This is a genomic window from Streptomyces sp. NPDC005202 (genome assembly GCF_040608235.1).
Classification (GTDB): domain Bacteria; phylum Actinomycetota; class Actinomycetes; order Streptomycetales; family Streptomycetaceae; genus Streptomyces.
Window position 1 is genome coordinate 1 of record NZ_JBEXHW010000009.1, and the last position, 25,254, is coordinate 25,254.

Annotated in this window: 20 protein-coding genes, 3 pseudogenes and 1 riboswitch; of the genes and pseudogenes, 13 read left to right on the plus strand and 10 right to left on the minus strand. The window is 69.5% G+C overall.

What is annotated here, in order from left to right; translation table 11 throughout:
• Positions 1-643: 643 nt before the first annotated feature.
• From ABZV31_RS16085 to ABZV31_RS16105, 5 genes are all read left to right on the plus strand, one after another.
• Entirely contained in the window at positions 644-2,125 is a 1,482-nt protein-coding gene (locus ABZV31_RS16085) for an ATP-binding protein (protein ID WP_355893640.1), read from the plus strand.
• Between the two features lie 153 nt (positions 2,126-2,278).
• Positions 2,279-2,674, plus strand: a complete 396-nt coding sequence (locus ABZV31_RS16090; RefSeq protein ID WP_355893643.1) for a roadblock/LC7 domain-containing protein — start codon at positions 2,279-2,281, stop codon at positions 2,672-2,674.
• 3 nt (positions 2,675-2,677) lie between these two features.
• The gene (locus ABZV31_RS16095) at positions 2,678-3,070 is read left to right on the plus strand and encodes a DUF742 domain-containing protein (RefSeq protein ID WP_355893646.1); all 393 of its coding nucleotides are present in this window, start codon (positions 2,678-2,680) and stop codon (positions 3,068-3,070) included.
• Entirely contained in the window at positions 3,048-3,719 is a 672-nt protein-coding gene (locus tag ABZV31_RS16100) for an ATP/GTP-binding protein (RefSeq protein ID WP_355893648.1), read from the plus strand. The genes ABZV31_RS16095 and ABZV31_RS16100 overlap by 23 nt, the downstream gene beginning before the upstream one ends.
• Positions 3,643-4,245 carry a GAF domain-containing protein gene (locus ABZV31_RS16105; protein ID WP_355893651.1) on the plus strand — a complete coding sequence of 201 codons (603 nt, stop codon included), beginning with the start codon at positions 3,643-3,645 and terminating at the stop codon, positions 4,243-4,245. Before ABZV31_RS16100 ends, ABZV31_RS16105 begins: the two co-directional genes overlap by 77 nt.
• A gap of 185 nt (positions 4,246-4,430) precedes the next feature.
• On the opposite strand, the pseudogene ABZV31_RS16110 reads toward ABZV31_RS16105, so the two are convergent.
• Positions 4,431-5,620 (minus strand): annotated as a pseudogene (locus ABZV31_RS16110) (spermidine/putrescine ABC transporter substrate-binding protein).
• 191 nt (positions 5,621-5,811) lie between these two features.
• Positions 5,812-7,251 (minus strand): gamma-aminobutyraldehyde dehydrogenase, encoded by a 1,440-nt coding sequence (locus ABZV31_RS16115; RefSeq protein WP_355893654.1) that lies wholly within the window; start codon positions 7,249-7,251, stop codon positions 5,812-5,814.
• A 192-nt stretch (positions 7,252-7,443) separates the two neighbouring features.
• Here ABZV31_RS16115 and ABZV31_RS16120 point away from each other — a divergent pair, with 192 nt between their 5' ends.
• The 7 genes and pseudogenes from ABZV31_RS16120 (at position 7,444) to ABZV31_RS16150 (ending at position 14,364) form a co-directional block, all read left to right on the plus strand.
• Entirely contained in the window at positions 7,444-7,959 is a 516-nt protein-coding gene (locus ABZV31_RS16120; RefSeq protein ID WP_355893657.1) for an Lrp/AsnC family transcriptional regulator, read from the plus strand.
• A complete protein-coding gene (locus tag ABZV31_RS16125) occupies positions 7,944-9,326 on the plus strand; it encodes an aspartate aminotransferase family protein (protein ID WP_355893660.1) in 1,383 nt (460 codons plus the stop codon). The genes ABZV31_RS16120 and ABZV31_RS16125 overlap by 16 nt, the downstream gene beginning before the upstream one ends.
• 227 nt (positions 9,327-9,553) lie before the next feature.
• Positions 9,554-10,294, plus strand: a complete 741-nt coding sequence (locus ABZV31_RS16130; RefSeq protein ID WP_355893662.1) for an ATP-binding cassette domain-containing protein — start codon at positions 9,554-9,556, stop codon at positions 10,292-10,294.
• Positions 10,276-11,868: a hypothetical protein gene (locus ABZV31_RS16135; protein ID WP_355893665.1), complete on the plus strand. Its 1,593-nt coding sequence runs from the start codon at positions 10,276-10,278 to the stop codon at positions 11,866-11,868. The genes ABZV31_RS16130 and ABZV31_RS16135 overlap by 19 nt, the downstream gene beginning before the upstream one ends.
• Positions 11,869-11,985: 117 nt before the next feature.
• Positions 11,986-12,393, plus strand: a complete 408-nt coding sequence (locus ABZV31_RS16140) for a VOC family protein (protein ID WP_355893668.1) — start codon at positions 11,986-11,988, stop codon at positions 12,391-12,393.
• Between the two features lie 64 nt (positions 12,394-12,457).
• Positions 12,458-13,446, plus strand: a pseudogene (locus ABZV31_RS16145) (Rossmann fold nucleotide-binding protein).
• A 258-nt stretch (positions 13,447-13,704) separates the two neighbouring features.
• The gene (locus ABZV31_RS16150) at positions 13,705-14,364 is read left to right on the plus strand and encodes an LAETG motif-containing sortase-dependent surface protein (protein WP_355893670.1); all 660 of its coding nucleotides are present in this window, start codon (positions 13,705-13,707) and stop codon (positions 14,362-14,364) included.
• A gap of 59 nt (positions 14,365-14,423) precedes the next feature.
• Here ABZV31_RS16150 and ABZV31_RS16155 read toward each other — a convergent pair whose 3' ends face one another.
• From ABZV31_RS16155 to rlmN, 5 genes are all read right to left on the minus strand, one after another.
• Complete coding sequence (locus ABZV31_RS16155) at positions 14,424-15,221, minus strand: maleylpyruvate isomerase N-terminal domain-containing protein (RefSeq protein ID WP_355893672.1); 798 nt, start codon at positions 15,219-15,221, stop codon at positions 14,424-14,426.
• Positions 15,222-15,245: 24 nt separating this feature from the next.
• Positions 15,246-16,265 (minus strand): ABC transporter ATP-binding protein, encoded by a 1,020-nt coding sequence (locus ABZV31_RS16160; RefSeq protein WP_355893674.1) that lies wholly within the window; start codon positions 16,263-16,265, stop codon positions 15,246-15,248.
• On the minus strand, positions 16,266-17,867 hold the full coding sequence (locus ABZV31_RS16165; protein ID WP_355893677.1) for an iron ABC transporter permease: 1,602 nt from the start codon (positions 17,865-17,867) through the stop codon (positions 16,266-16,268).
• 56 nt (positions 17,868-17,923) lie between these two features.
• Positions 17,924-19,006, minus strand: a complete 1,083-nt coding sequence (locus tag ABZV31_RS16170; RefSeq protein WP_355893679.1) for a thiamine ABC transporter substrate-binding protein — start codon at positions 19,004-19,006, stop codon at positions 17,924-17,926.
• Positions 19,007-19,099: 93 nt separating this feature from the next.
• A riboswitch (TPP riboswitch) is annotated at positions 19,100-19,206 on the minus strand.
• 21 nt (positions 19,207-19,227) lie between these two features.
• A complete protein-coding gene (gene rlmN, locus ABZV31_RS16175) occupies positions 19,228-20,334 on the minus strand; it encodes a 23S rRNA (adenine(2503)-C(2))-methyltransferase RlmN (RefSeq protein WP_355893681.1) in 1,107 nt (368 codons plus the stop codon).
• A 1,364-nt stretch (positions 20,335-21,698) separates the two neighbouring features.
• Here rlmN and ABZV31_RS16180 point away from each other — a divergent pair.
• Positions 21,699-22,637: pseudogene (locus ABZV31_RS16180) on the plus strand (site-specific integrase); the annotation flags it as partial.
• Positions 22,638-22,724: 87 nt separating this feature from the next.
• On the opposite strand, the gene ABZV31_RS16185 reads toward ABZV31_RS16180, so the two are convergent.
• From ABZV31_RS16185 to frr, 3 genes are all read right to left on the minus strand, one after another.
• Entirely contained in the window at positions 22,725-23,126 is a 402-nt protein-coding gene (locus tag ABZV31_RS16185) for a hypothetical protein (protein ID WP_355893684.1), read from the minus strand.
• 256 nt (positions 23,127-23,382) lie between these two features.
• Positions 23,383-24,534, minus strand: coding sequence for a phosphatidate cytidylyltransferase (locus ABZV31_RS16190; RefSeq protein ID WP_355893687.1), 1,152 nt, complete (start codon positions 24,532-24,534; stop codon positions 23,383-23,385).
• Positions 24,534-25,091: a ribosome recycling factor gene (frr, locus tag ABZV31_RS16195; RefSeq protein WP_355893689.1), complete on the minus strand. Its 558-nt coding sequence runs from the start codon at positions 25,089-25,091 to the stop codon at positions 24,534-24,536. The genes ABZV31_RS16190 and frr overlap by 1 nt, the downstream gene beginning before the upstream one ends.
• Between the last annotated feature and the right edge of the window lie 163 nt (positions 25,092-25,254).

Genomic DNA, 25,254 nt, shown 5'->3' on the forward strand with positions numbered 1-25,254 from the left:
GTCGGCTACCTCGCGCCCGCCGTCTTCGAACAGAGATCAACTACGCTGGCCATCGCTGCATGACAACTGGTGTCCACGATCACGGTGGAAGCCCCCCTTCATGCTCCACCTTCACGGGCGTCACGGCGAGACCAGTCTTCGAGGCGATCACCTGACCCCGAGCCTCGCAGCACCAGGAGGAGCCCCGCTGAGAAGGACCGGGAGCGGCCGCCTTTCATGATCGATCCCGGATCCTCCGCTGCATGACGGCGACCCCCGACCGCAGGGTTGCGTGCTGCTCCGGCAGCCGGCTCGGGGATCACAGGCCCGTCACGAACCCTGCCGGGGCCTGGATCACGCCGCTGCTTCGTGCATAGCCTCGGCACAGGCTGCATCCTCAGTTCCTTGGGGCGCTGGCGCCACCTGTTGCGCGATCCGGTAAATCACTCCCCACGACGTAACTAGTAGTGACGTGCCGTGCGGTTACCTGTAACGTGCATCGCACACTTTTGGCCTGTTGGCCGATATGCAACCAGGGACTGTGATGCAGGAACCTTCGATGTTGCCCGCACATGCCCCGGAGGAGATGACGGCAGTCGACTCCCAGTCGTGGCATGTCCCGGACACTAATCCGGCCGGGCACGGTAAGGCAGTTGAGCGCCACATGGTGCTTCTCGCGGTGCTGCCCGCCGGGCTGGTCACGGTCACCGGAGCCGCGGCCGCCGCTCTCCTTTTCACCGCGGGCGTGGGCCACATCGGCAAGGACGCCTTCCGGAGTCTGCTCACGGGCACGCTGCTGGTCGTCTGCGGGATCCTCACGGGCGCAGGGCTCTTCGCCTCCGCGAAGGCGCGCGCGCTGCGACGCCGCTATGCCGAGGTGAGCAGCTTCGCGGCCCGCGACCGGGCCGAACTGGCGCAGCTGCGGCTGCAGCTCGAGCACAGCCAAGAGCTGATGGAGCGCCGGCGACATCAGGGCAGCCCGTTGCCGGACCAGGCGGGGGACGCGCTGAACCGGCTCGGGGACGAGATCGCGTCCGCCCAGCGCGCTGCCGAGGCGACTGCGCAGGAGCTGGCGGCACAGCCGCGCGACAGCGAGCACTTCGAGGTCTTCGCCAATATGGCCCGGAGGCTCGAGTCCCTGGTGCACCGCGAGATCGGGCTGCTGGACGACCTGGAGAACGAGGTCGAGAACCCGGACCTGCTCAAGGGCTTGTTCCGTGTGGACCACCTGGCCACCCGTATCCGGCGATACGCCGAGAATCTGGCCGTGCTCGGCGGCGCCGTCTCCCACCGCCTGTGGACCCAACCGGTCAGCATGAGCGATGTGATGCGTTCCGCGGCCGCCGAGATCGAGCAGTATGCGCGGGTCAAGCTGGTTCCCCCGGTGGAGGGGACGGTGAGCGGGCACGCGGTCGTCGACGTGGTCCACCTGCTGGCGGAGCTGGTCGAGAACGCCACGGTGTTCTCGCCTCCCCACACCCAGGTGCTGCTGCGTGCCGAGCACGTCACCGCCGGGCTGGCGATCGAGGTCGAGGACCGCGGCCTGGGCATGACCTCCGCCGAGCGGAACCAGATGAATTCCCTGCTCGCCTCGCCCGACGGGGTCGCTCTGGGCGAGCTGCTCAAGGACGGCCGGATCGGCCTGTACGTGGTCTCCGCGCTTGCCCGGCGGCACGGCATCGCCGTACGGCTCCAGAACAACGTCTACGGCGGTACACAGGCGGTCGTCGTGCTGCCGCACGAACTGCTGGGCAAGCAGCCGGAGGTGACGGAACCACAGCAACAGCCGTCGGGCGTCACATCCCCAGCCCTTCATGGACAGACACCCCCACCCCCTCATGGACGTGCGGAGGACGCGGCAGAGCAGGCACCGGCGCGGGAAATCCCCGTTGCTCGGACCTCGGTACCCGCACCGACGGCCGAACCACTACGCGCCCCCGTCGCGGCCCCTGCGCCGGGAGACGGTCGCCCGTTGCTGCCCAAGCGCCGCCGTCAGGAGCACCTCGCCCCCGAATTGCGACAGGCCTCCCCCACGGACGTGGTGGCGAAGGAAGCCGAGCACGATCCGGGCCTGATGGCCGCCTTCCGGACCGGCGTCCGCCGGGCCGAGAAATCCGAGGCAGCCGAAGAACCCATGGAAGCCTAAGAACCCGTGGAAGCCGAAGAGTTGAAGGAAGAAGAGTTCAAGGCAGCCGAAGAATCCAGGGAAACCGACACCATCACCACGTCCGTCGGCAGGCATACCCGAACGGACCTGGCCCCCTAGCAGTTTCACGTCATTGAGGAGAAGTACTCGATCGTGGTGAGCGAAGATCTTTCTTGGCTGTTGAGCGGCCTTGTGCAGCGCGTACCGCATACCCGCAGCGCACTGCTGTTGTCCTCGGACGGTCTGGTGATGGCCTCGGACGGACTGGAAAAAGACGCAGCGGATCATTTGGCGGCCCTGTCCAGCGGGCTCTACTCGCTGGCCCGCAGTGCCGGCAAGCGATTCGACGACGGCGGTGATGTGCAGCAGATCGTGACCGAACTCAGCAACTCGCTGCTCTTCGTCTCCGCGGCCGGGCAGGGTGCCCTGCTGGCAGTGCTCGCCGGGCGCGAAGCGGATGCGGCGGTGCTGGGCTACGAGATGACCATGATGGTCAAGAGCGTCCGCCGCCACCTGGGGGTCTCGCCACGTCAGTCGGTGGGGCAGTGACAGATGCCGGACGACCCGGGCGATCCGGACAGGGCGCTGCTCGACGATGCCGTCGGACGGATGGTCCGGCCGTACACCGTCAGCGAAGGACGCACCAGACCCACGTGCCACTTCGACCTGATGACCATGGTGGTGGCCACCGGGACCACGCTTCGGAGCAACCTCGGACTGGATCACACCCAAGTGCTGGAGCTGTGCCGGACGCCGGTCACGGTGGCTGAGATCGCGGGGCTCACACGCATGCCCGCAACGGTGATCAAGGTGTTGCTGTCCGACTTGGTCGAGCGTGGCGCAGTCGTCACACGGCCCTTCAACCTGTCAATACAGGGGTCATGTTCTGCCCCCGATCTGGATCTATTGGAGGCGTTGCGGGATGGGCTCCTCAAACGGCTCTGAGGCACCCGGCGCCGACTCCCTTCCGATGGGGATCAAAATTCTGGTCGCCGGCGGTTTCGGGGTGGGCAAGACCACCTTTGTGGGAGCGGTCAGCGAGATCGAGCCGCTGAGCACGGAGGAACTGCTGACCGAGGTCAGTGCTGCCACGGACAGGCTGGACGGGGTGGAGAGCAAGGCCACCACCACGGTGGCCATGGACTTCGGCCGGATCACCATCAGCCCCCACCACGTGCTCTATCTGTTCGGCACGCCCGGCCAGGAGCGCTTCTGGTTCATGTGGGACGAACTGTCAGCCGGTGCACTCGGTGCGGTCGTACTCGCCGACACCCGTCGGCTGGACCACTGTTTCGCGGCGGTCGACTTCTTCGAAGCACGCGGCATCAGCTTCATTGTCGCGGTCAACGAGTTCGACGGAGCGCACCACTACGAGCCGGAAGAGGTGCGGGCGGCGCTTGACCTCAAGCCCGAGGTGCCGGTGGTCCTGTGTGACGCTCGCCTGTCCAGCTCAGGCATTCGGGTTCTACTTTCACTCGTGCAGCATCTGATCACTTCAAGGAGTTCCCATGGCAGCGATGGTGTCCAAAACTCCCTTCGGAGGGGAGACAGGGATCGCCGTGCGTCATCTGCTTCTGCCCCCGCACGACCCTGAGGCGCAGGCCCGGGCACGCCGGCTCCGGGAACTGGGGATCGAGGACAAGCCGGTTCCGGAGTTCGACGACTTCGCACGTGAACTGGCGAAGCGCACCGGTGGGTGCTACGCGGGGGTCAACTTCTTCATCGACGAGAACCGCCAGTACTTCGCGGGCCTGTACAGCGCGGCCTCGGACACGACCGTGGAACTGGAGTCCCCCCTGCTCGAGGAGCCCGTGCCAGGCCGGGTGATGCCTCGTGACCTCGACATCGGTTTCTGCCCGCACGTGGTCAGGCGGCGCAAGGCTCTGGTGCTGGACGATGTCCGCGACTTTCCACGCTTCGCCGGAAATCACGTCGTCGATGCCATCGGGATCCACTCCTACCTGGGAGCCCCGCTGATCGACCACACGGGCATGGTGCTGGGCACGATCTGTGTGGTGGACCAGGATCCGCATCCCTGGGGTCACCAAGGACTGGAGACCATCAAAACGATGGCGGCCGAACTGGTGGAGCGCATCGAACGGTCGGGGCAGGGCCGGTGAACGAGTGAGCGTCCGGCGGCATGAACCTCGGTGCGGCCTACCCTCGAGATCGATCAGCCGCAGCCAGAGCAGCCCGCATCGAAGTGATGCGCGGTCACCTCTGAGAACAGCTGCCGATCTTGGTGCCAGCAGAAATCCTGAGTGCCGGCTGAAAATATCCACGTCACATCACGTCCGTGAGTCTGCTACAGCCCCACGATCTTGTTCCACCGCTTCGCGAACTCCACCCGCTCCGTGGACGTGATGTCCCGGGCGATCGCGAGGCGCCTGCGCATCGTCGCGTCGGGGAAGATCAGCGGGTTCTCGGCCAGCGCCGCCGTGTCCTTGTCCTTGGACGCGGCGAGGACGGCCCGGGCCGCCGGGACCGGGCAGACGTAGTTCACCCAGGCGGCGAGCTCCGCGGCGACCTCGGGCTCGTAGTAGTAGTCGATCAGCCGTTCCGCGTTCGCCTTGTGGCGGGCCCGGTTGGGGATCATCAGGGAGTCCGCCCATAGCTCCGCGCCCTCCTCGGGCACGACGAAGCGGATGTCGGGGTTGTCCGCCTGGAGCTGGATCACGTCGCCCGAGTACGCCTGGCAGGCCAGCACGTCGCCGCTGACCAGGTCCTTGGTGTAGTCGTTGCCGGTGAAGCGGCGGATCTGCCCCGTGCGGACCTCCTTCTCCACCTGGTCGCACACCGTGTGGAAGTCGTCCGCCGTCCACTTCGTGATGTCGACGCCGTTGCCCTGCATCAGCAGCGCGAACGCCTCGTCCAGGCCCGAGAGCAGGGTGACGCGGCCCTTCAGATCGCTCGCCCACAGGTCGGAGACGCGACGTATCTCGCGACCGAGCCTGCGGCGGTTGTACGCGATGCCGGTGATGCCCGACTGCCACGGCACCGTGCACTTCCGCCCCGGGTCGAAGGCGGGTTGCGCAACAGCGGGTCGAGGTGCTCGGCCACATGGGGCTGCCGGGCGCGGTCCATCTCCTGGACCCAGCCCAGGCGCACGAAGCGCGCGCACATCCAGTCGCTGACGACGATCAGGTCGCGCCCCGGCTGCTGGTGGTTCATGAGGGCCGGGCTGATCTTGCCGAAGAACTCGTCGTTGTCGTTGATCTCCTCGACGTAGTCGACGGAGATGCCGGTGCGCTTCTGAAAGGCCGCAAGGGTGGGTCGCCGGTTCGGGTCGTTGTCGTCGGTGTCGATGTACAGCGGCCAGTTCGCCCAGGTCAGCCGCTTGTCGGTGGCCGACAGGTCGGTGGCGGCACGGTCGCCGGGGTTGACGTGGGCGGCGGGCACACCGCACCCGGCGAGCACACCGAGCGCGGCGGTGCCGCCGAGCGTGCGCAGCAGGGAACGACGGGTGAAGGAGGGCGTCTTCGGAGTGAAGGGCATTCGGGCAGCATGCCGCCCCCGCCTGGGGGGAACAACCGACGCTGCGTCGAGCGGGCCGGGGCGGACACGACACCTTGTCGATCAGTTGGCCGGCGTACGTGGCGCGGGACTGACGGACGTGACGGACGTCGAGGGGGAACACCTCGGCCCCGGACGGGACACCTCCCGTCCGGGGCCGCGAGGTCAGCGGGTCACGCGTCGAGCGACGTCATGACGTGCTTGATCCGCGTGTAGTCCTCGAAGCCGTACGCCGACAGGTCCTTGCCGTAGCCGGACTTCTTGAAGCCGCCGTGGGGCATCTCGGCGACCAGCGGGATGTGGGTGTTGATCCACACGCAGCCGAAGTCGAGCTTCTTCGACATCCGCATGGCGCGGGCGTGGTCCTTGGTCCACACCGAGGACGCGAGGGCGTACTCGACGCCGTTGGCGTACTCGACGGCCTGGTCCTCGTCCGTGAAGGACTGGACGGTGATGACCGGGCCGAAGACCTCCTTCTGGATGATCTCGTCGTCCTGCTTGAGGCCCGAGACGACGGTCGGGGCGTAGAAGTAGCCCTTGTCGCCGACCTGGTGACCGCCGGTCTCGACCTTGGCGTGGGCGGGCAGCCGCTCGATGAAGCCGGCCACCTGCTTGAGCTGGTTGGGGTTGTTGAGCGGGCCGAAGAGGACGTCCTCGTCGTCCGGCTGGCCGGTCTTCGTCTCGGCGGCGACCTTGGCCAGCGCGGACACGAACTCGTCGTGGATGGACTCGTGGACCAGGACGCGGGTGGCGGCCGTACAGTCCTGGCCGGCGTTGAAGAAGCCCGCCACGGAGATGTCCTCGACGGCCTTGTCGATGTCGGTGTCCTCGAAGACCACGACCGGGGCCTTGCCACCGAGCTCCAGGTGGACGCGCTTGAGGTCCTTGGCGGCGGACTCGGCGACCGACATGCCGGCACGGACGGAGCCGGTGATGGACGCCATCGCCGGGGTCGGGTGCTCGACCATCATGCGGCCGGTCTCCCGGTCGCCGCAGATGACGTTGAAGACGCCCTTGGGCAGGATCGAGCCGACGATGTCGGCGATCAGGACGGTGGAGGCGGGGGTCGTGTCCGACGGCTTCAGGACGACCGTGTTGCCCGCCGCGATCGCCGGGGCAAACTTCCACACGGCCATCATCATCGGGTAGTTCCACGGCGCGACCTGGGCGCAGACACCGACCGGCTCGCGGCGGATGATCGAGGTCATCCCCTCCATGTACTCGCCGGCGCTGCGGCCCTCGAGCATCCGCGCCGCGCCCGCGAAGAAGCGGATCTGGTCCACCATCGGCGGGATCTCCTCGGTGCGGGTCAGCCCGATCGGCTTGCCCGTGTTCTCCACCTCGGCCGCGATCAGCTCCTCGGCGCGCTCCTCGAACGCGTCAGCGATCTTCAGGAGTGCCTTCTGGCGCTCGGCCGGGGTCGTGTCGCGCCAGCCCGGGAAGGCCTCGGCGGCGGCCGCCATGGCGGCGTCCACGTCCGCCTGCCCGGACAGCGGCGCGGTCGCGTACGCCTCGCCCGTCGCCGGGTTGACCACCTCGGTGGTCCGTCCGTCGGCGGCGTCCCGGAACTCACCGTCGATGTAGTTGCGCAGACGACGCAGCTCGGTGCTCACTGCCGGCCCTCCTGTCAGGTTCTGGCTGTTCTCGAAGGTCTCTGGGTGTCCACTCGCTGAGACACCCCCACCCTAATCGGCAGCCCGACGTTTTCAACACCCCCGGTCGCATCACTGCTGCGAAATCCGCAGGTCTCAGTCTCGTAAACAACGAATTTCATTGATGCAGCCTTGCGGAACTGTCGAGACGTCGTGCACAGTGAGGTCGTGGCCAGTCGAAGCGCAGACCAGAAGGACTCCCGCGAGTCCAGGAACGGCAACCCTCACCTGGACGCCGTCTCCCTCGCCATCATCGAACAGCTCCAGGAGGACGGCCGCCGGCCGTACGCCGCCATCGGCAAGGCCGTCGGCCTGTCCGAGGCGGCCGTGCGCCAGCGCGTCCAGAAGCTGCTCGACCAGGGCGTGATGCAGATCGTCGCCGTCACGGACCCGCTCACCGTGGGCTTCCGCCGGCAGGCGATGGTCGGGGTCAACGTCGAGGGCGACGTGGAGTCCGTGGCCGACGCGCTGACTGACATGTCGGAAGTCGAGTACGTGGTGATGACCGCGGGCTCGTTCGACATCCTCGCCGAGATCGTCTGCGAGGACGACGACCACCTGCTGGACGTCATCAACAAACGCATGCGGGCCCTGCCCGGCGTGCGCTCCACCGAGAGCTTCGTCTACCTCAAGCTCAAGAAGCAGACCTACATGTGGGGAACCCGATAACCGTGAGCAGCAAGGACCTCAGCCGATCCGCGTACGACCACCTGTGGATGCACTTCACCCGCATGTCCTCGTACGAGAACTCGCCCGTCCCGACGATCGTGCGCGGCGAGGGCACCTACATCTACGACGACAAGGGCAAGCGTTACCTCGACGGTCTCGCGGGTCTGTTCGTGGTCCAGGCCGGTCACGGCCGCACCGAGCTCGCCGAGACCGCCTTCAAGCAGGCGCAGGAGCTGGCGTTCTTCCCGGTGTGGTCCTACGCCCACCCCAAGGCCGTGGAGCTGGCGGAGCGCCTCGCCCACTACGCGCCGGGCGACCTGAACAAGGTCTTCTTCACCACCGGCGGCGGTGAGGCGGTCGAGACCGCCTGGAAGCTCGCCAAGCAGTACTTCAAGCTGGTCGGCAAGCCCACCAAGCACAAGGTCATCTCCCGCGCGGTCGCCTACCACGGCACCCCGCAGGGCGCCCTGTCCATCACCGGCCTGCCGGGCCTGAAGGCCCCCTTCGAGCCGCTGGTGCCGGGCGCGCACAAGGTCCCCAACACCAACATCTACCGCGCCCCGATCTTCGGCGACGACCCGGTGGCGTTCGGCCGCTGGGCCGCCGACCAGATCGAGCAGCAGATCCTCTTCGAGGGCCCGGACACCGTCGCCGCGGTCTTCCTGGAGCCGGTGCAGAACGCCGGCGGCTGCTTCCCGCCGCCGCCCGGCTACTTCCAGCGGGTCCGCGAGATCTGCGACAAGTACGACGTGCTGCTCGTGTCGGACGAGGTCATCTGCGCCTTCGGCCGGCTGGGCACGATGTTCGCCTGCGACAAGTTCGGCTACGTCCCGGACATGATCACCTGCGCCAAGGGCATGACCTCGGGCTACTCCCCCATCGGCGCGTGCATCGTCTCCGACCGCCTCGCCGAGCCCTTCTACAAGGGCGACAACACCTTCCTGCACGGCTACACCTTCGGCGGCCACCCGGTGTCCGCGGCCGTGGGCCTGGCGAACCTGGACCTGTTCGAGCGCGAGGGCCTCAACCAGCACGTCCTCGACAACGAGTCCGCGTTCCTCTCCACGCTGCAGAAGCTGCACGACCTGCCGATCGTCGGCGACGTCCGCGGCAACGGCTTCTTCTACGGCATCGAGCTGGTGAAGGACAAGAACACCAAGGAGTCCTTCAACGAGGAGGAGACCGAGCGCGTCCTGTACGGCTTCCTGTCCAAGGCCCTCTTCGACAACGGCCTGTACTGCCGTGCCGACGACCGCGGCGACCCGGTCGTCCAGCTCGCCCCGCCGCTGATCTCCAACCAGGAGACCTTCGACGAGATCGAGCAGATCCTGCGCGCGACGCTGACGGAGGCGTGGACGAAGCTGTGATCGCAGGAGGGTGACCGCAGGGGGTCACACTTGACGATCAGATGATCATCACCGGCCCCGGTGCCGCCCGTTCGAGTGAGAAACGGCGGCCCGGGGCCGCGTGCTGTCCGGCCTCCCGGCGTCGGCTGCCTAGCGTGCCAGTGACCGATCGGCCCTGCCTTCGTTCCCCCGCACGGAGCATTTCGCGGATCGCGCACGGCATTCAGATCTGAACCGAGGTGTACGCCATGGTGGCCCCGCCGGACAACGACGTGCTCTGGGCACGCGCCCTGCACTTCACCCACAACGACGGCTCGCCCGCGCTCAGCGGCGTCTCGCTCAGCGTCCGTCAGGGCGAGATCCTCGCCGTCAGCGGCCCGAGCGGCAGCGGCAAGACGACCCTGCTGCGGTGCCTGTCCGGAATGGTGCCCGCCCAGCGCGGCGAGGTCTGGTTCAACAGCGCGCCCCTGCACACGATGGGCCCGCTCAGACGGGAACGGCTGCGCCGCGACCGGTTCGGCTGGATCGACCCCGCCCCCGTGCTCGTACCGGAGCTGAACGTCTGGGAGAACACGGCCCTGCCCCTGATGCTGCGCGGCACCAGCCGGCGCCGGGCCAGGACGGCCGCCCGGGAGTGGCTGGAGCGCCTCGACGTCGGCGACAGCGCCCGCAAACGCCCGCACGAACTCCGCCAGGCCGAGCGGCAGCGCGTCTGCATCGCCCGCGCGCTCGCGCCCGCGCCGACGGTGCTGTTCGCCGACGAGCCGACGGCCCCGCTGCACCGGGCCGACCGCGCCCATGTGCTGCGCACGCTCACCGCGGCGGCCCGCTCGCACGGCATCACCGTCGTGCTCGCCACGCACGACGCGGAGACCGCGGCCCTCGCCGACCGTGCGGTGGCGCTGCTCGACGGACGGTGCGTGCGGACCGTGCACCTGCCCCCGGTCGGCGACACGGAAGGCCGGGCCGCGTGCTCGCTCTCCGCCTGACCCGCGTCGCCCACCCCGCCGTCCAACTGCGCCGCCTGACGGTCGCGGCGGCGTCGGCGGGCACGGGCTTTCTGCTGCTGAGCACGCTCGGCTACGCCCTGGGCCACCCGGAGGACTCGGCCGCCGCGGTGCTGCGCCTGTCCTGGTGCGCGGTGCCCCTCGTCGCCACGGTGTACCTCGCGGTCGCGGTGGCCCACACCGACCCGGGCTCGCGGCCGCGCCCCGGGCTCTCGGCGCTCGGCCTCGGCCCCGGCCGTCTGATGGCCGTCTCGGCGGCCACGACGGCCCTGTCCTGCGTGCTCGGCTCGATGCTGGCGCTGCTGCTCTTCCTGCACCTGCGCGGCGACCTCACGGGCATGCCGTTCGACGGCCCGGCCCCGGAGTTCCTGGCCGCGGACGAGCAGTTGCCGGTCCCGGCCGCGCTGACCCTGCTGTCACTGGTCCCGGCGATCGCGTCGGTGTCGGTGGCCCTGGTCCTGCGCCCACGAGACACCAAGCCCGCGGCGGCAGGGCGCACGGCCCGGAAGTACGGCCGCTTCGGGGCATACGGCCGAGCGGGCACACGGGAGAACTTCGGCACGTACGGCCGCTTCGGAGCCCACTTCGCACACACCACGCGCAGCCGCGCTGCCGGCCCGGCACGGACGGACACCGCGGACGGCCGCAGCGGCCCGTCCGCACAAGCCGCGGAGGGCGACGGCACCCAGCCACCCCTTCCCGCCAAGGACAGTCGTACCGCCCAAGCCCCGGACAGCGACGGCGCCCAGGCACCCCGTCAGTCCGCGGGCAGTCGTGCCGCTGGGGCGGCACGGGTGGGCGCGGGCGGCACCCCGTCGGCGCCGGGCTGCGCGACCGACCCCCTGGCCGCAACGGACGGCATCCTGAAAACGCCAGTCGACTGGACCGACGCCTTCACCGACCCCAGCCCCGATCCCGACCCCGCCCCGCACCGCCCCCCGGCCCCCCGCCAACTGCCCGTCGGCCTCCCGTGGGGCATCGCCGTAGTGGCCGTCGGCCTCGCCGTCGAGGCATACGCCAGCCACACGGTGAGCACTCCGTCCCCCACCCTCCCCGGCGGCCTCGCAGCCGGCTCCGCCCCGGTCCTCGCCGGCTGGCTGCTGACCGCCCTCGGTCTGGCCCTGGCCGGCCCCGGCCTCACCCACCTGTGCGGCCGCCTGCTCCAGTCGGCGCGCCCGGGCGCCCTGCGCCTGCTGGCCGGCCGCGTCCTGATGGAGGAGGCCGGCCGCATCGGCCGCCCGCTGGGCGTCGTCTGCGCGGTGGCCTCGGGGACGTACGCCATGGTCGCCCTCTACGGCGGCGCCGCCCCGGCGTTCGGCCCCCTCACCACCCTCGGCACACTCCTCGTCACCTGCTGCGCCCTGACCACCCTGCTGACGGCGGCCGTCGAGGCGAGACAGGCCCGCGCCGACACCATGGCCGCCCTGCTGCGCCTCGGCGCACCCCCCACGCTGCTCCGCACCGCCGCCGCCCTCCGCACCGCCGCCCTGCTGGCCCTGTTCGCCCCGCTGACCCTGGTGATCGCCGACCTTGCCGCACTGCCGCTGGCCCGCTGAGAAGACCCGCGGCGCCCGAAGACGACGTAGAAAAAAGGTCACCCAACACCGATGACTTCCGCCCGGGCCCCCGGTCTGTCCCACCGAACGGCACGAACCCGATGGGAGAGACCTCGCATGTACCAGCAAATGATCTTCGTGAACCTGGCCGTCAACGACGTCGCCGCCGCCAAGAAGTTCTTCACGGAGCTCGGCTACACGATCAACCCGCAGTTCACGACCGACGACTGCGCCTGCGTCGTCATCAGCGACACGATCATCGCGATGCTCCTCAGCAAGCAGCGCTACGCCGACTTCACGAAGAAGGAGATCGCGGACTCGACCAAGACCAGCGAGGTACTGCTGTGTCTGAGTGCCGAGAGCCGCGAGAAGGTCGACGAGCTGGTCGACAAGGCGATCGCGGCGGGCGGCACGGCGACCGGCGAGACCCAGGACTACGGCCACATGTACGGCCGCGCCTTCGACGACCTCGACGGCCACACCTGGGAGGTCATGTGGATGGACCCGGCGGCCGTACAGGGCTGAGCCCTGGCATGGGCGGGTGCATCCGACACCCGCCCAGCCGCTCGACGGCTCCCACTAGCGCGAGATCGAGTCCCTCGCCGAGTTCGACGAGGTCGTCTCCGCGCACGGCACGCTGGCCCTCCCCCAAGCTCTCGGCTTCGCTCGAGCAGGGGGACCCCCATCGCGTCCGGGCCGTCGACCTGACGGACCGTACGGACGTCCTGCTGTCCGTGGACTCCGCGGGTTCCGTCTTCCTCGGCTGCCCCATGGACCCCGGGGCCGCCGCCAAGGTGCGCGCCGACGGGGCCCTGGTCTTCCCGCCCGTCCCGGGGCTTTCCTTCGACCCGTACCGGGGTGTCGAGTACACCCCCGACGAGCTGTTCGACGGCCTCGACGAGGGCTACGAGGCGACGCCGGACGCCCGCGCCTACGCCTGGTTCCAGCAGACGAAGGCGGACGGGGACATGTTCGCCTCCATGCTGCGCGCCGTCCACGACGGCGCCGTCTACGACGCGCTCGACGAACTCCTCACCGGCGCCCGGGTGGTGGGTGTCATGGGCGGCCACGGGATGGCGCGCGGGATGGAACACTACGCCGGTGCCGCGCGCCTCGGCCGCGAGCTGACCCGGCCGGCTTCACGGTGGCCACGGGCGGCGGCCCGGGCGCGATGGAGGCGGCGAACCTCGGCGCATACGCCGCGCTTTCGACGACACGATGCTGACCGAGGCCCTGCAACTCCTCGCCAAGGCCCCGTCGTTCACGCCCTCGGTCACCGACTGGGCGCGCGCCGCCTTCGAGGTGCGCGACCGCTGGCCGGGCGGCGGGGCCTCGGTCGGCATCCCGACCTGGTTCTACGGCCACGAGCCGCCGAACGCCTTCGCCGCGCACATCGCCAAGTACTCCGCCAACGCCACGCGCGAGGACGGCCTGCTGGCCCGCTCCACCGCGGGCTTCTACGGGTCCCGGGGCGGGCCCACGCCGATGGTTCTGGTGGACCGCGCGCACTGGACGGAGCGGCTGCCGGCCTGGCCACTGCTACAGTCGCTGGCGCGGGGCCGTTCGATGGAGGATTGAATCGCCCTGGTTGACCGGATCGAGGAGGCTCCGGAGGCGTTGAAACGTCTCGGCGGTTAATAAGAGGGCAAAGCCAACGCCCGTGGGCGGCATATGCATTGACACTTCTTATGGAGCCCTTATAAACAGATGAGTCTCCTGGGGATGCCGGGGCCTCACCTCACCGTCGCCTCAACATCCCCTTAGCCCCCCGCAATTGCGCATCCCGTGAAGGGCAAAGTGGCCATCTTGTCCAAATCCCGTCGTACCGCACGTTCCGTGCGCATCCTCGGTGTCGCCTCCGCCTCGGCCGCGCTCGCCATCGGTGTCGCCGGCAACGCGCTCGCCTGCAACATCAGTGAGTTCTCCGCCGAAGCGAAGTGCGACGGCACCAAGGGCGTCATCGTCGTCACCGACGTCGACGCCTCCGGAACCCCGGCGAACGTCTCCGTGTTCCTCGAGAGCAACGGCGCCGACGCGAAGAAGATCGGCACGCAGGAGGTCAAGGGCTCGCGCCAGGGCACCGCGCTCACCTTCGCCGAGGACTGGCAGCCGAACGCCACCTACCGCATCCACGTCAAGGCCGGGAACCTGGTCGACGAGGACATCAAGCCGAACCTGACCACGCCGTCCACGGCCTGCAAGAAGGAGGAGAGCCCGACTCCGACTCCGTCTTCGCCGGGGACCCCGACCAAGTCGGCCACTCCGAAGCCGTCGGAGACCGCCACCCCGACTCCGTCGGCCTCGGAGAGCAGCACCGCTCCCGCAGGCACCTCGAGCAACGCTCCGTCGCCCGCGGTCGGTGACTCCAACCTCGCCGAGACCGGTGCGAACTCCAACACCGGTCTGATCGCCGGCATCGCGGCGGCCCTGGTCGTCGTCGGCGGCGGCGCGGTCTTCTTCGGCCTGCGCCGTCGTGGGGCGAACAGCGGTCGCTGACGCCTCGCGCGCACACTGCTCGTGGCCCGTTCCCGAACCCGGGGACGGGCCACAGCTGTTCACCCGAACGTCGCCCGCTGCAGCCAGAACTCCAGCAGCTCCCGCTCGCCGAGCACCTCCAACTCCGGGCTGTCCAGCGGCAGCCGGCGGTAGAAGGCGAGCAGGACGGAGGTGAGGGGCCCGCGCAGGGCGACCGTCGCCTTCTCGTGGCCACGGCGCCAGGTGACGCCCTTCTCGGTGAGCTCGACGACCCACTCGGCGTTCAGCTCGGGGCCGGTGTCGGTGGCGTGCAGGTGGATGCTGCGGCCTGGCCTGCGCAGCTCCTCGGCGTCCTTGTTCGGCCTGGTCTGCTGCAGCCACTGCACGATCTGCAGCCACTCGTCGACCGCGTCCGCGGCCACAACGGGAGCGACCTCGTAGGGCAGCCCGGCGGCGAGCGTGGCGTCGGCGCGGTGGATCGTGATCTCGTGGGTCATACGGCGGGCCCAGAAACCGGAGTTGAGCACCCCGGCCCACGCCCACACCTTCGCGTCCGGCCCTGCCTCCCGCAGCGTGTCGACGACCATCCGGCCGGTCTCGGCCAGCCAGGCGTCCAGCGCAGCGGGGTCGCCCTGCGCCTCGGGGCCGTCGATGAGCGGGATCCTGTCCTCCGGGATGTTTTCCTGGGCCCGGGTCCGCACCAGCGCCTCCACCCAGCGCAGAGCGCCTCCCATGTGCCGTACGAGCTTCTCCAGCGACCAGTCCGGGCAGGTCGGCACGGTGGCGGAGAGGTCGGCGCCCGAGGTCACGACAGCCCTCAACTGCTTGACCTGGTGGTCGATTTCGTCGCAATAGCGGTCATGTACGAGTAGCGTCATGCCCCTTACCCTAGGGCGCGACGATCAGCCGAGCACGACGATTTCGGCCACGCCGAACTCCACTCCGACCTCGTCCCCGACCTCCGGCGCCGCCCGCAGCGGACACGCCGCCTCCAGCCGCGGCGCGTCCTCGGGCTGGAGATGGACGGCGACATGGGTGCCCCGGAAGGTGCGGGCGGCGACCGTGCAGCGCAGGCCCTCGTCGGCGGGGACGAGACGGACGCCGGCGGGCCGTACGAGGAGGGTGCGCGCCCCCTGCGGCGCGCCCTCGGGCACCGGCACCTTGCCCCACGGCGTGACCGCGGCCTCGCCGTCGACCGTCGCCTCGACGACGTTCTCGAAGCCGAGGAAGCGGGCGACGAAGGCGTCCGCCGGCCGCTGCCACACCTCGAGCGGTGTGCCGGACTGGGCGATCCGCCCGTCCCGCATCACCACGACCCGGTCGGCGAGCGCGAAGGCCTCGCCCTGGTCGTGGGTGACGGCGAGCACGGTGGTGCCCAACCGTCCGAACAGCTCCCGCAGTTCGACGACGAGCCGCTCCCGCAGCGACCGGTCGAGCTGGCCGAGCGGCTCGTCCAGCATCAGCAGCCGCGGCCGGGGCGCCAGTGCGCGGGCCAGCGCCACCCGCTGCTGCTCCCCGCCGGAGAGGGCGGCCACGGCCCGGGACGCGGCGCCGGGCAGCCCGACCAGCTCCAGCAACTCCCGGACGCGGGCGGCCCGTTCGCTCCTCTGGGCGCCGTGCATGCGCAGCCCGAACGCCACGTTGCCGCCCACGTCCCGCTGCGGGAACAGCTGGTGGTCCTGGAACATCAGACCCACCTCGCGCCGGTGCACGGGCACCCCCGCCTGGTCCCGCCCGTCGAGCAGCACCCGCCCGGAGTCCAGCGGCTGCAGCCCGGCCACCGCCCGCAGCAACGTCGACTTGCCGCTGCCGCTGGGCCCGAGCACGCACACGATCTCGTGCTCGGCGACCTCGAGATCGACGGCGTCGAGCACCGCCCGCCCGCCGAAACGGACGGTCGCGGCATCCAGGCTCAGCAGCATCTAGAACTCCCCGGTCCGGTCGGTGCGCAGCCGCTCCAGCACCAGCAGCGCCACCCCGCACACCACCATCAGAATCGTGGAAAGAGCCATCGCCTGGCCGTAGTTGAGGTCGCCGGGCCGCCCCAGCAGCCGGGCCACGGCGACCGGCAGGGTCGGGTTGTCGGGCCGGGCGATGAACACGGTCGCCCCGAACTCGCCGAGCGACACCGCGAAGGCGAACCCGGCGGCGATGAGCAGCGCCCGCCGCACCATCGGCAGGTCGACCTCGCGCCACACCCGCCACGGCGACGCCCCGAGCACGGCCGCCGCCTCCCGCAGCCGCGCGTCCACCGCCCGCAGCACGGGCAGCATGGTCCGTACGACGAAGGGGACGCCGACCAGGGCCTGCGCGAGCGGCACGAGGATCCAGGAGCTGCGCAGGTCGAACGGCGGCTTGTCCAGCGCGATCAGGAACCCGAAGCCGACGGTCACCGCGGAGACCCCGAGCGGCAGCATCAGCAGCGCGTCGAAGCCGCGCACGATCCGGCCCGCGTCCCGCCGGGTGAGCGCGGCGGCGGCGAGACCGCCGATCGCCACGGCGACGGCGGTGGCGGCGACGGCGTACGACAGGGACGTACCGACGGCGTCGATCGGCGCCACCAGGAAGGTCCCGCCGTCCGCGTTCGTCAGCGCCCGGTAGTAGCCGAACCCTGGCGCGTCCAGTGACCGCTGCACCAGCACGGCGAGCGGCAGCAGGAGCAGGACGACGACGGTGGCGAGGACGCCCGCCAGCAGCGTCCACTGTCCCGCGCCGCGCGGCCGCCGCGCGGTCACGGACGCGTCCACCAGCTTGAGAGCGGTCTCCCGCCGCCGCACGGTCCAGGCGTGCACGGCGAGGATCACCCCCACCGCCAGGAACTGGACGATCGTCAGCACCGCGGCCGTGGACAGGTCGAAGATCTCGGACGTCTGCCGGTAGATCTCCACTTCGAGGGTCGAGAAGGTCGGGCCGCCGAGGATCTGCACCACGCCGAAGGAGGTGAAGGTGAAGAGGAAGACCATGAGCGCGGCGGCGGCGACCGCCGGGGCCAGGGCCGGCAGCGTGACGTTCCGCCAGGCCGTCAGCGGCGACGCGCCGAGCACCCGCGCGGCCTCCTCCTGCCGCGGGTCGAGCTGCGCCCACAGCCCGCCGACGGTCCGCACGACGACCGCGTAGTTGAAGAAGACGTGCGCCAGCAGGATCGCCCACACGGTGGTGTCCAGCCGTACGCCCCACAGCTCGTCGAGGAGTCCGCCGCGCCCGACGAGCGCGAGGAACGCGGTGCCGACGACGACCGTGGGCAGCACGAACGGGACGGTGACGACGGCCCGCAGGACCTGGCGGCCCGGAAAGTCGAGGCGGGCGAAGACGTACGCGCCGGGCAGCGCGACCAGCAGCGTGAGCGCGGTGGAGGCGAGCGCCTGCCAGGTGGTGAACCACAGCACGTGCCGGATGTCGGACTGCCCGAGCACATCCGCGAGCCGCCCGAACTGCCAGGCCCCGCCGACCTTCAGGCCGCGCTCGACGATCGCGGCCACGGGGTAGGCGAAGAACACCGCGAAGAACGCGACGGGCACGGCCATGAGCCCGAGCCGCGCCGCGTTCCCCGTTCGGCTCCTCGTCCAGCCCTTGCGGGGGACTACTTCAGTACGAGTGAGGTCCACGACTTGACCCACTGGTCACGGTTGGCGGCGATCTTGCCGGGAGCCATGCTCTGGGGGTCCTTGGCCGCCGGACCGTACTGGGTGAACTCGGCGGGCACCTTCGCCCCCTCGACCACTGGGTAGACGAACATGTTGAGCGGCATGTCCTCCTGGAACTCCTTGGAGATCAGGAAGTCGATGAACGCCTTGCCGCCCTTGGTGTTCTTCGCGTTGCTCAGCAGTCCGGCGAACTCGATCTGCCGGAAGCAGGTGCCGGCCGCGACCCCCGTGGGGGCGGTCTTCGGCTTCGGGTCGGCGAAGACGACCTCGGCGGGCAGCGAGGAGGCGTACGACACGACGAGCGGCCGGTCGCCCTTGGCCTTCTTGCCACCGGCGGACCCGGAGAACTCCTCGTTGTAGGCCTGCTCCCAGCCGTCGACGACCTTCACGCCGTTGGCCTTGAGCTTCTTCCAGTAGTCCTGCCAGCCGTTGTCCCCGTACTGGGCGGCGGTGCCGAGCAGGAAGCCGAGGCCGGGCGAGGAGGTGGCGGCGTTCTCGGTGACGAAAAGGTCCTTGTACTGCGGCTTGACCAGGTCGTCGAAGGACTGCGGCGGGGTCAGCCCATGCTTGCTGAAGTACGCCTTGTCGTAGTTGACGCAGATGTCGCCGTAGTCGATCGGCGTGACCCGGTGCTTGCCCTTGTCGAGCTGATAGGCGGCGCCGACCTTGTCGAGCCCCTTGGCCTCGTACGGCTGGAACAGCCCGTTGTCGAGGGCCCGCGACAGCAGCGTGTTGTCGACGCCGAAGAAGACGTCGCCCTGCGGGTTGTCCTTGGTGAGGATGGCCTTGTTGACGGCCTGTCCGGCATCGCCGTCCTTGAGGACCTTGACCGTGTAGCCCGACTGCTTCTCGAAGTCCTTGATGACGCTCTTCGAGACGGCCCACGAGTCGTGGCTGACGAGCGTCACGGTCCTGGAGCCGCCGCCGCTGCCGGCGCCGGAGCCGGACGACGATCCGCAGGCGGACAGCGTGACGAGGCCGAGCCCGACCGCCACGGCCACGAAGGTCTTGGTGTGCACTGGATTTCCTCCTGGGGGTGACCAGGAAGAGACGCGGCCCTGCCCGGGGCCTTCGGAGGGGTTCTCCGCCGACTCCCGGGCAGGGCGCAACAGCTCGAGTAACGACCGATCTCCCTACCCAGAATGACCTGGGCGAGGTTCAGAGGGTCTGCGGCCGGTTGCCGCACTCTCAGCGCTGTGGCGCTCCCCTGTCGGAATATGAAGATGTGGACGGCCTCAGATTACCGCTCGGTGGCCGCCAGCTGACCACATGCCCCGTCGATCTCCTGACCCCGGGTGTCCCGGACGGTGACGGGCACCCCATGGGCCGCGATGGCCTCGACGAACGCCTTCTCGTCCGCAGGCCGCGAGGCGGTCCACTTCGACCCCGGCGTCGGGTTGAGCGGGATCAGATTGACGTGCACCGGCTTGCCCTTGAGCAACCGTCCGAGCCGGTCACCGCGCCACGCCTGGTCGTTGATGTCCCGGATCAGCGCGTACTCGATGGACAGCCGACGCCCGGACTTCTCTACGTACTCGAACCCGGCGTCGAGGACCTCGCGCACCTTCCACCGCGTGTTGACGGGGACGAGGGTGTCGCGCAGCTCGTCGTCGGGTGCGTGCAGCGAGATCGCGAGCCGGCACTTGAAACCCTCGTCGGCGAACCGGTGGATCGCCGGGACCAGTCCTACCGTCGACACCGTGATGCCGCGCTGCGACAGCCCGAGTCCGTCCGGCGCGGGGTCTGTCAGGGCCCGGATCGCGCCGACGACGCGCTTGTAGTTGGCGAGGGGCTCGCCCATGCCCATGAAGACGATGTTGGACAGCCGCGCGGGACCGCCGGGGACCTCGCCGTCCCTGAGCGCCCGCATCCCGTCCACGATCTGGTGCACGATCTCCGCGGTGGACAGGTTGCGGTCCAGACCCGCCTGCCCGGTGGCGCAGAACGGGCAGTTCATGCCGCAGCCCGCCTGCGAGCTGATGCACATGGTCACCCGGTCCGGGTACCGCATGAGCACGGACTCGACGAGCGTCCCGTCGAACAGCCGCCACAGCGTCTTGCGCGTGGTGCCCTGGTCGGTCGACAGGTGCCGGACGACCGTCATCAGCTCCGGAAGCAGCGCCTCCTGCAGCCTGGCGCGCGAACCGGCGGGAATGTCGGTCCACTGCTCCGGGTCGTGCGCGTACCGCGCGAAGTAGTGCTGCGAAAGCTGCTTGGCACGAAACGGCTTCTCGCCGATCGCGGCGACGGCCTCCTTACGCTCGGCAGGCGTGAGATCGGCAAGGTGCCGCGGCGGCTTCTTGGCTCCGCGCGGGGCGACGAAAGTGAGTTCTCCGGGCTTGGGCATGGTCTTTTCAGTGTCGCAGATCAATTCCTGTGACCTGCGCCCGAAGGCTCGCACGGTGGTCGTTGACTGTCGTCGTCGGTCGTCTTTGGCCACCCTCGGACGGCCCACAGACGGCCCGGCCGGGGCTCAAGCGACAAGCGACAGGACAAGGGCGCCGACGCGCCGCCATCCTGGGCCAAGATCCGTTTGAAGACGGACCCTAGCGTCCTGAGTCGTCAATTCGGTTCAGCTGGCGGGCGAGGCGTTCGAGGATCTCGTCTGCGGTCTTCCTCCGGACGAAGGGTTTGGGGTCTAAGGACCGGGGGCCTGGAGCGCCCCCGGTCATCGCGCGGCGGTCAGGTTACCGAGTCCACGCTGCCGTCTCCACCCGTTACACGGGGCCGCCTCCACCGCCGCCGCCTCCGCCTCCGCCACCCATGCTGCCGTCTCCGCCCAGGTCTGGGATGATCGGGCGGAACCCCGGGCTTGTCTCCGGCCCCGGGAGGAACGGGACCTTCGGGATGATCGGGCGGAACCCCGGGCTTGTCTCCGGCCCCGGGAAGAACGGGACCTTCGGGATGATGGGGCGGATCAGGCGGGCCGAGTCTCCGGGGATGATCGGTTGAGCGTGTGCCGCGGGAGCACCGCAGAACACGGCTCCGGCAACCACTGCGGTGCCGATCACCGCTCTGACTCGTCGGTTGTTTCTGCGCGGGTGTGCCACGTTTCCTGCCTCTCGTGGGCTCTGGCTTGGCTCACGGGAGCTTTCACCGCGAGGCGGTCGACGACACAGGTCCTTCAGAGCGAACATCGTATTCCTCCAGCTCATGGCCTCTGTGTCAGCACGCGGCGTACACGAATGGCTCAAGGGCCCGCAGGGCGATGGCCGATGTCGAGCTGGTGATCGCGAGCCTCGACGAGCTCGGTGCCCGCGGGACGCCATCCGACGCCGGACGCGTCGGGGAAGGAAGAGCATGAAGGACCGCCCTGCGGGCGGACGTTCTTCGGGCGCCTAATCCCCGTCGGAGCTCTGGCACCTGGGCGACTGGCGGCTAGTAACCCCGACGGGCCGCCCCGCCCTGACACCCTCTTACAGTCAGGCGGTCCTGACACCCAAGCCCCTGGGCACACGCAGTGTCACGCTCTCTGACACCCAGCCTGACACCGTTCTCTGACACCTCTGACACCCGGCCTCTGACACCGCGGCCCGTACGTGCCTGAGGACGGCAATCCAGGGCGGGGGACCCGTGCCGCCCAGGTCAGGACCGGGGCGTGGCCGCTTCTTCCAGTGCCTTCAGTACCGAATCGGGGTAACCGTCGTAGACGAGGTAGGGCTTCTGGCTCGGGAGGTACACACCGGGTCCGGTATCGGATCAGGTCGCAAGATCGTGGCCGAACAGCGGTTGCGCCTGCACGCGTTCCCGGTGCTCGGCTCGCGTCCACTCGACTCGTTCCGCCCCGAGCACATCCGCGACCTCGTGAGCAACCTGGAGGCGAACCCCGCCGTGAGCGGCGCGTGCGCGCGGCAACATCTACGGCGACGTTCGAGCCGTGCTGAGCGCGGCCGTGGACGACGGCCTGTTGCCCCGTAACCCGTGCTCCGCAAAGTCCGTCCGCCCGCCGGCGGCTGAGCGGCGGCGCGTCGTGCCGTGGCTGCCCACCCAGGTGCACGCCGTTCGCGCAGCGCTCCCCCAGCGGTACCGGACCATGGTGGACACGGGCGCGGGGTGCGGGCTCCGACAGGGCGAGATCGCGGGACTCGCTGAGGATGCGCTCGACTTCGAGGGCGGCATCCTGCGGGTGGTTCGACAGGTGAAACTCATCCAGGGAAAGGCCGTGTTCGCCCCGCCGAAGTGCAACAAGGAGCGGGACGTGCCGCTGCCGTCGTCAGTGGCTGAGGCCCTGCGCGCCCACATGGACGCCTGCAAGCCGGTTGAGATCACGCTGCCGTGGCGGAGGCCGGACGGCCCGAAGGTGTCGGCCCGGCTCCTGTTCACGAACACCGCGAGCGGGGTGGTGTGGCGCAGCAACTTCAACATCCAGGAGTGGAAGCCCGCGCTGGCGGTGGCTGGCCTCATCCAGGACGCCGGGGAAGACGGCAAGTACGAGTCCGCGCGCGAGCACGGAATGCACGCGCTCAGGCACTTCTACGCCTCGGTGCTGCTGGACGCCGGGAAAGCATCAAGGCCGTGAGCCAGTACCTGGGGCACACCGACCCGGCGCTGACGCTGCTGGTGTACGCGCACCTCATGCCGTCGAGTCAGGAGCGGACCCGCCGAGTTGTAGACACGGTCCTGTCCAAGGCTGTCAGGACGAATGCGTAGGGCTCATTCTGCGCCGCGCCTGGTACGCCAGGCGTCGGCGTCGAACCTCAGCGGTGTCGGAGGTAAGCGGCGGCATTCTTTCCTCCCTCAAACGGGCGCCAGGCATGCGAGAGCTTCCCCCGGCACGTTGAAGGCAGCTATGCGAAGAACGCGGTATTCGTCTTCCGTACTCAGATGGTGTCCGTGGGCCTCCCGCCGAAACGGGAGCATCACATCTTCGCCCGCACCTTCCTCCGGGTACCTCTGCGCCAGGTTCAGCAGACTGACAAACTCTGTCGTGAGGGTGTCGATGGATTCCTTCGCCAGCTCTGCACGCCGTTGATCGCGAGCCATCGACCACTGATGGCGGTGAGCCATCGTTGTAGGGACGATCGCACCCGCTGCACCCAGCGCAGCCCCAACCAGGCCGGAGACAGCACCGACCCATATGCCTGCATCCACAAGGGCATTCTCGTGTAACGCATGGCGCAGCTGGTCGTCTTGGTTCAACTCGATGGGCGCTGAGCTCAACCTCACGCCCCACAGACGGCCCAGGGGGCCGCAACCAGCCCCCCACGGACGCCAAACATGCAGGTAGGGGGGCCGCTGCTTCCGGATCACTGCCAGTTCTCCGGGCTTGGGCATGGTCTTTCGGTGTCGCAGATCGTTTACGGTGCCCCGCCGCCCCGGCCGTGCTGAAGGTGGTCCCGGAAACGGAGCGAGCCCCCGGCCCTGGGACGGGCGGGGGCTCCCTGGCCGAGTGCGGTCACGCGGATCCGACGAACAGCACCATGAGCAGCCACACCACCGGCGCCGTCGGCAGCAGCGAGTCCAACCGATCCATGATCCCCCCGTGACCGGGGAGCAGCGTGCCCATGTCCTTGATGCCAAGGTCTCGCTTGATCATGGACTCGCCGAGGTCGCCCAGCGTGGCGCTGGCGGCGACCGCGAGGCCGAGGATGAGGCCCTGCCACCAGGAGCCGCCGTCGATCAGGAACTGCATGCACAGCGCCCCGGCCACCATGGCGAAGGTGACCGCGCCGAACAGGCCCTCGCGGGTCTTTCCGGGGCTGATGCGCGGGGCCAGCTTGTGCCGGCCGAAGCGCCAGCCGACGGCGTACGCACCGGTGTCGCTGACCACCGTCAGGAGCAGGAACGTCAGGACGCGGAACGGCCCGTCGCCGGCAGTGAGCATCATCGCGACGAACGTGGCCAGGAACGGCACGTAGAAGGCGGCGAACACGCCCGCCGTGACGTCCTTGAGATAGCCCTCGGGCGGCTCCGTCATCCGCCACACCAGGACGGCCAGCGCCGTGAGCGCCATCGCCACCCAGGCACCCTCGGCACCCCGGACGTACCCGGCGACCACCATCGCCGCGCCGCCGACCGCGAGCGGCACGAGCGGAGCCCTGATGCCCTTGCGCTCCTCGAGCCGCTTCGTCAGCTCCCACAGACCCACCACGACCGCGACCGCGATCACGCCGACGAACACGGCCTTCACGATGAACAGGGACGCGACGATCACCACACCGAGCCCGACACCGACCCCTATGGCAGCACTCAGGTTGCGCCCCGCGCTCTTCTTCTGCGGGGCGGGCGCCGGCTGCGGGGAGTCGGGCATGGGCTCCGGATTCTGCGACGCCGGCCCGTAGGGGGGCGACGTCTGCGGCGTGTCAAAGGGCCGCGTCTGCGGCGTGTCGTCGCGGAACAGGGGGCCGCTCAGCCGAGCGGCCCCCCGGTCGTCATCCTGGTTTCCGCCGTATGCGGGTACGTCGGGCACGATGGCCTTGGGGCGAGTCTGCTGGGCGTCATGCGCATCGTACGCGGGCCCCGCCGGGGCGACCCCCGGGACAGGACCCTGGTCCGCGGGCCCCCAGTACCCGGCCTGTTGCGGCGCCCCCCAGGAAGAGTCGTTCATCAGACCTCGAGCAGCTCCGCTTCCTTGTGCTTGAGGAGCTCGTCCACCTGCGCGACGTGCTTCGCGGTGGTGTCGTCGAGCTCCTTCTCCGCACGGCGGCCCTCGTCCTCGCCGACCTCGCCGTCCTTGATCAGCTTGTCGATGGCGTCCTTGGCCTTGCGGCGCACGGAACGGATGGAGATCTTGGCCTCCTCGCCCTTGTGCCGGGCGACCTTGATGTACTCGCGGCGACGCTCCTCGGTGAGCTCGGGGAACACCACTCGGATGATGTTGCCGTCGTTGCTCGGGTTGACGCCCAGGTCGGAGTCGCGGATCGCCTGCTCGATGTTGCGCAGCGCGCTCTTGTCGAACGGGGTCACAACGGCCATGCGCGGCTCCGGCACGGAGAACGAAGCCAGCTGGTTGATCGGCGTCGGCGCGCCGTAGTAGTCGGCCACGATCTTGTTGAACATCGCCGGGTGCGCACGGCCGGTGCGGATCGCGGCGAAGTCCTCCTTGGCGACCACGACGGCCTTCTCCATCTTCTCCTCGGCCTCGAGGAGGGTCTCTTCGATCACCACTTGCTCCTGCGTGTCTTGAGTAGGCCCGGCTGCGGTTCCTTGTCGGGGCGGCGGCCGGCTGCGTCGCGTCTTCTTCCTGCACGGTTCCCGACCGGCAGGACATTGTCCATCCCCCGCCCAGGGTCCGTCCCCCGCCGAGGGTCCGTCCCCCGGACAGGTG

Coding starts and splice junctions, on each gene's coding strand:
- ABZV31_RS16085 (WP_355893640.1), top strand. CDS start 644: ATGGTGCTTCTCGCGGTGCTGCCCGCCGGGCTGGTCACGGTCACCGGA.
- ABZV31_RS16095 (WP_355893646.1), top strand. CDS start 2,678: ATGCCGGACGACCCGGGCGATCCGGACAGGGCGCTGCTCGACGATGCC.
- ABZV31_RS16100 (WP_355893648.1), top strand. CDS start 3,048: ATGGGCTCCTCAAACGGCTCTGAGGCACCCGGCGCCGACTCCCTTCCG.
- ABZV31_RS16105 (WP_355893651.1), top strand. CDS start 3,643: ATGGTGTCCAAAACTCCCTTCGGAGGGGAGACAGGGATCGCCGTGCGT.
- ABZV31_RS16130 (WP_355893662.1), top strand. CDS start 9,554: ATGGTGGCCCCGCCGGACAACGACGTGCTCTGGGCACGCGCCCTGCAC.
- ABZV31_RS16140 (WP_355893668.1), top strand. CDS start 11,986: ATGTACCAGCAAATGATCTTCGTGAACCTGGCCGTCAACGACGTCGCC.
- ABZV31_RS16155 (WP_355893672.1), bottom strand. CDS start 15,221: ATGACGCTACTCGTACATGACCGCTATTGCGACGAAATCGACCACCAG.
- ABZV31_RS16160 (WP_355893674.1), bottom strand. CDS start 16,265: ATGCTGCTGAGCCTGGATGCCGCGACCGTCCGTTTCGGCGGGCGGGCG.
- ABZV31_RS16165 (WP_355893677.1), bottom strand. CDS start 17,867: ATGGCCGTGCCCGTCGCGTTCTTCGCGGTGTTCTTCGCCTACCCCGTG.
- rlmN (WP_355893681.1), bottom strand. CDS start 20,334: ATGCCCAAGCCCGGAGAACTCACTTTCGTCGCCCCGCGCGGAGCCAAG.
- ABZV31_RS16190 (WP_355893687.1), bottom strand. CDS start 24,534: ATGAACGACTCTTCCTGGGGGGCGCCGCAACAGGCCGGGTACTGGGGG.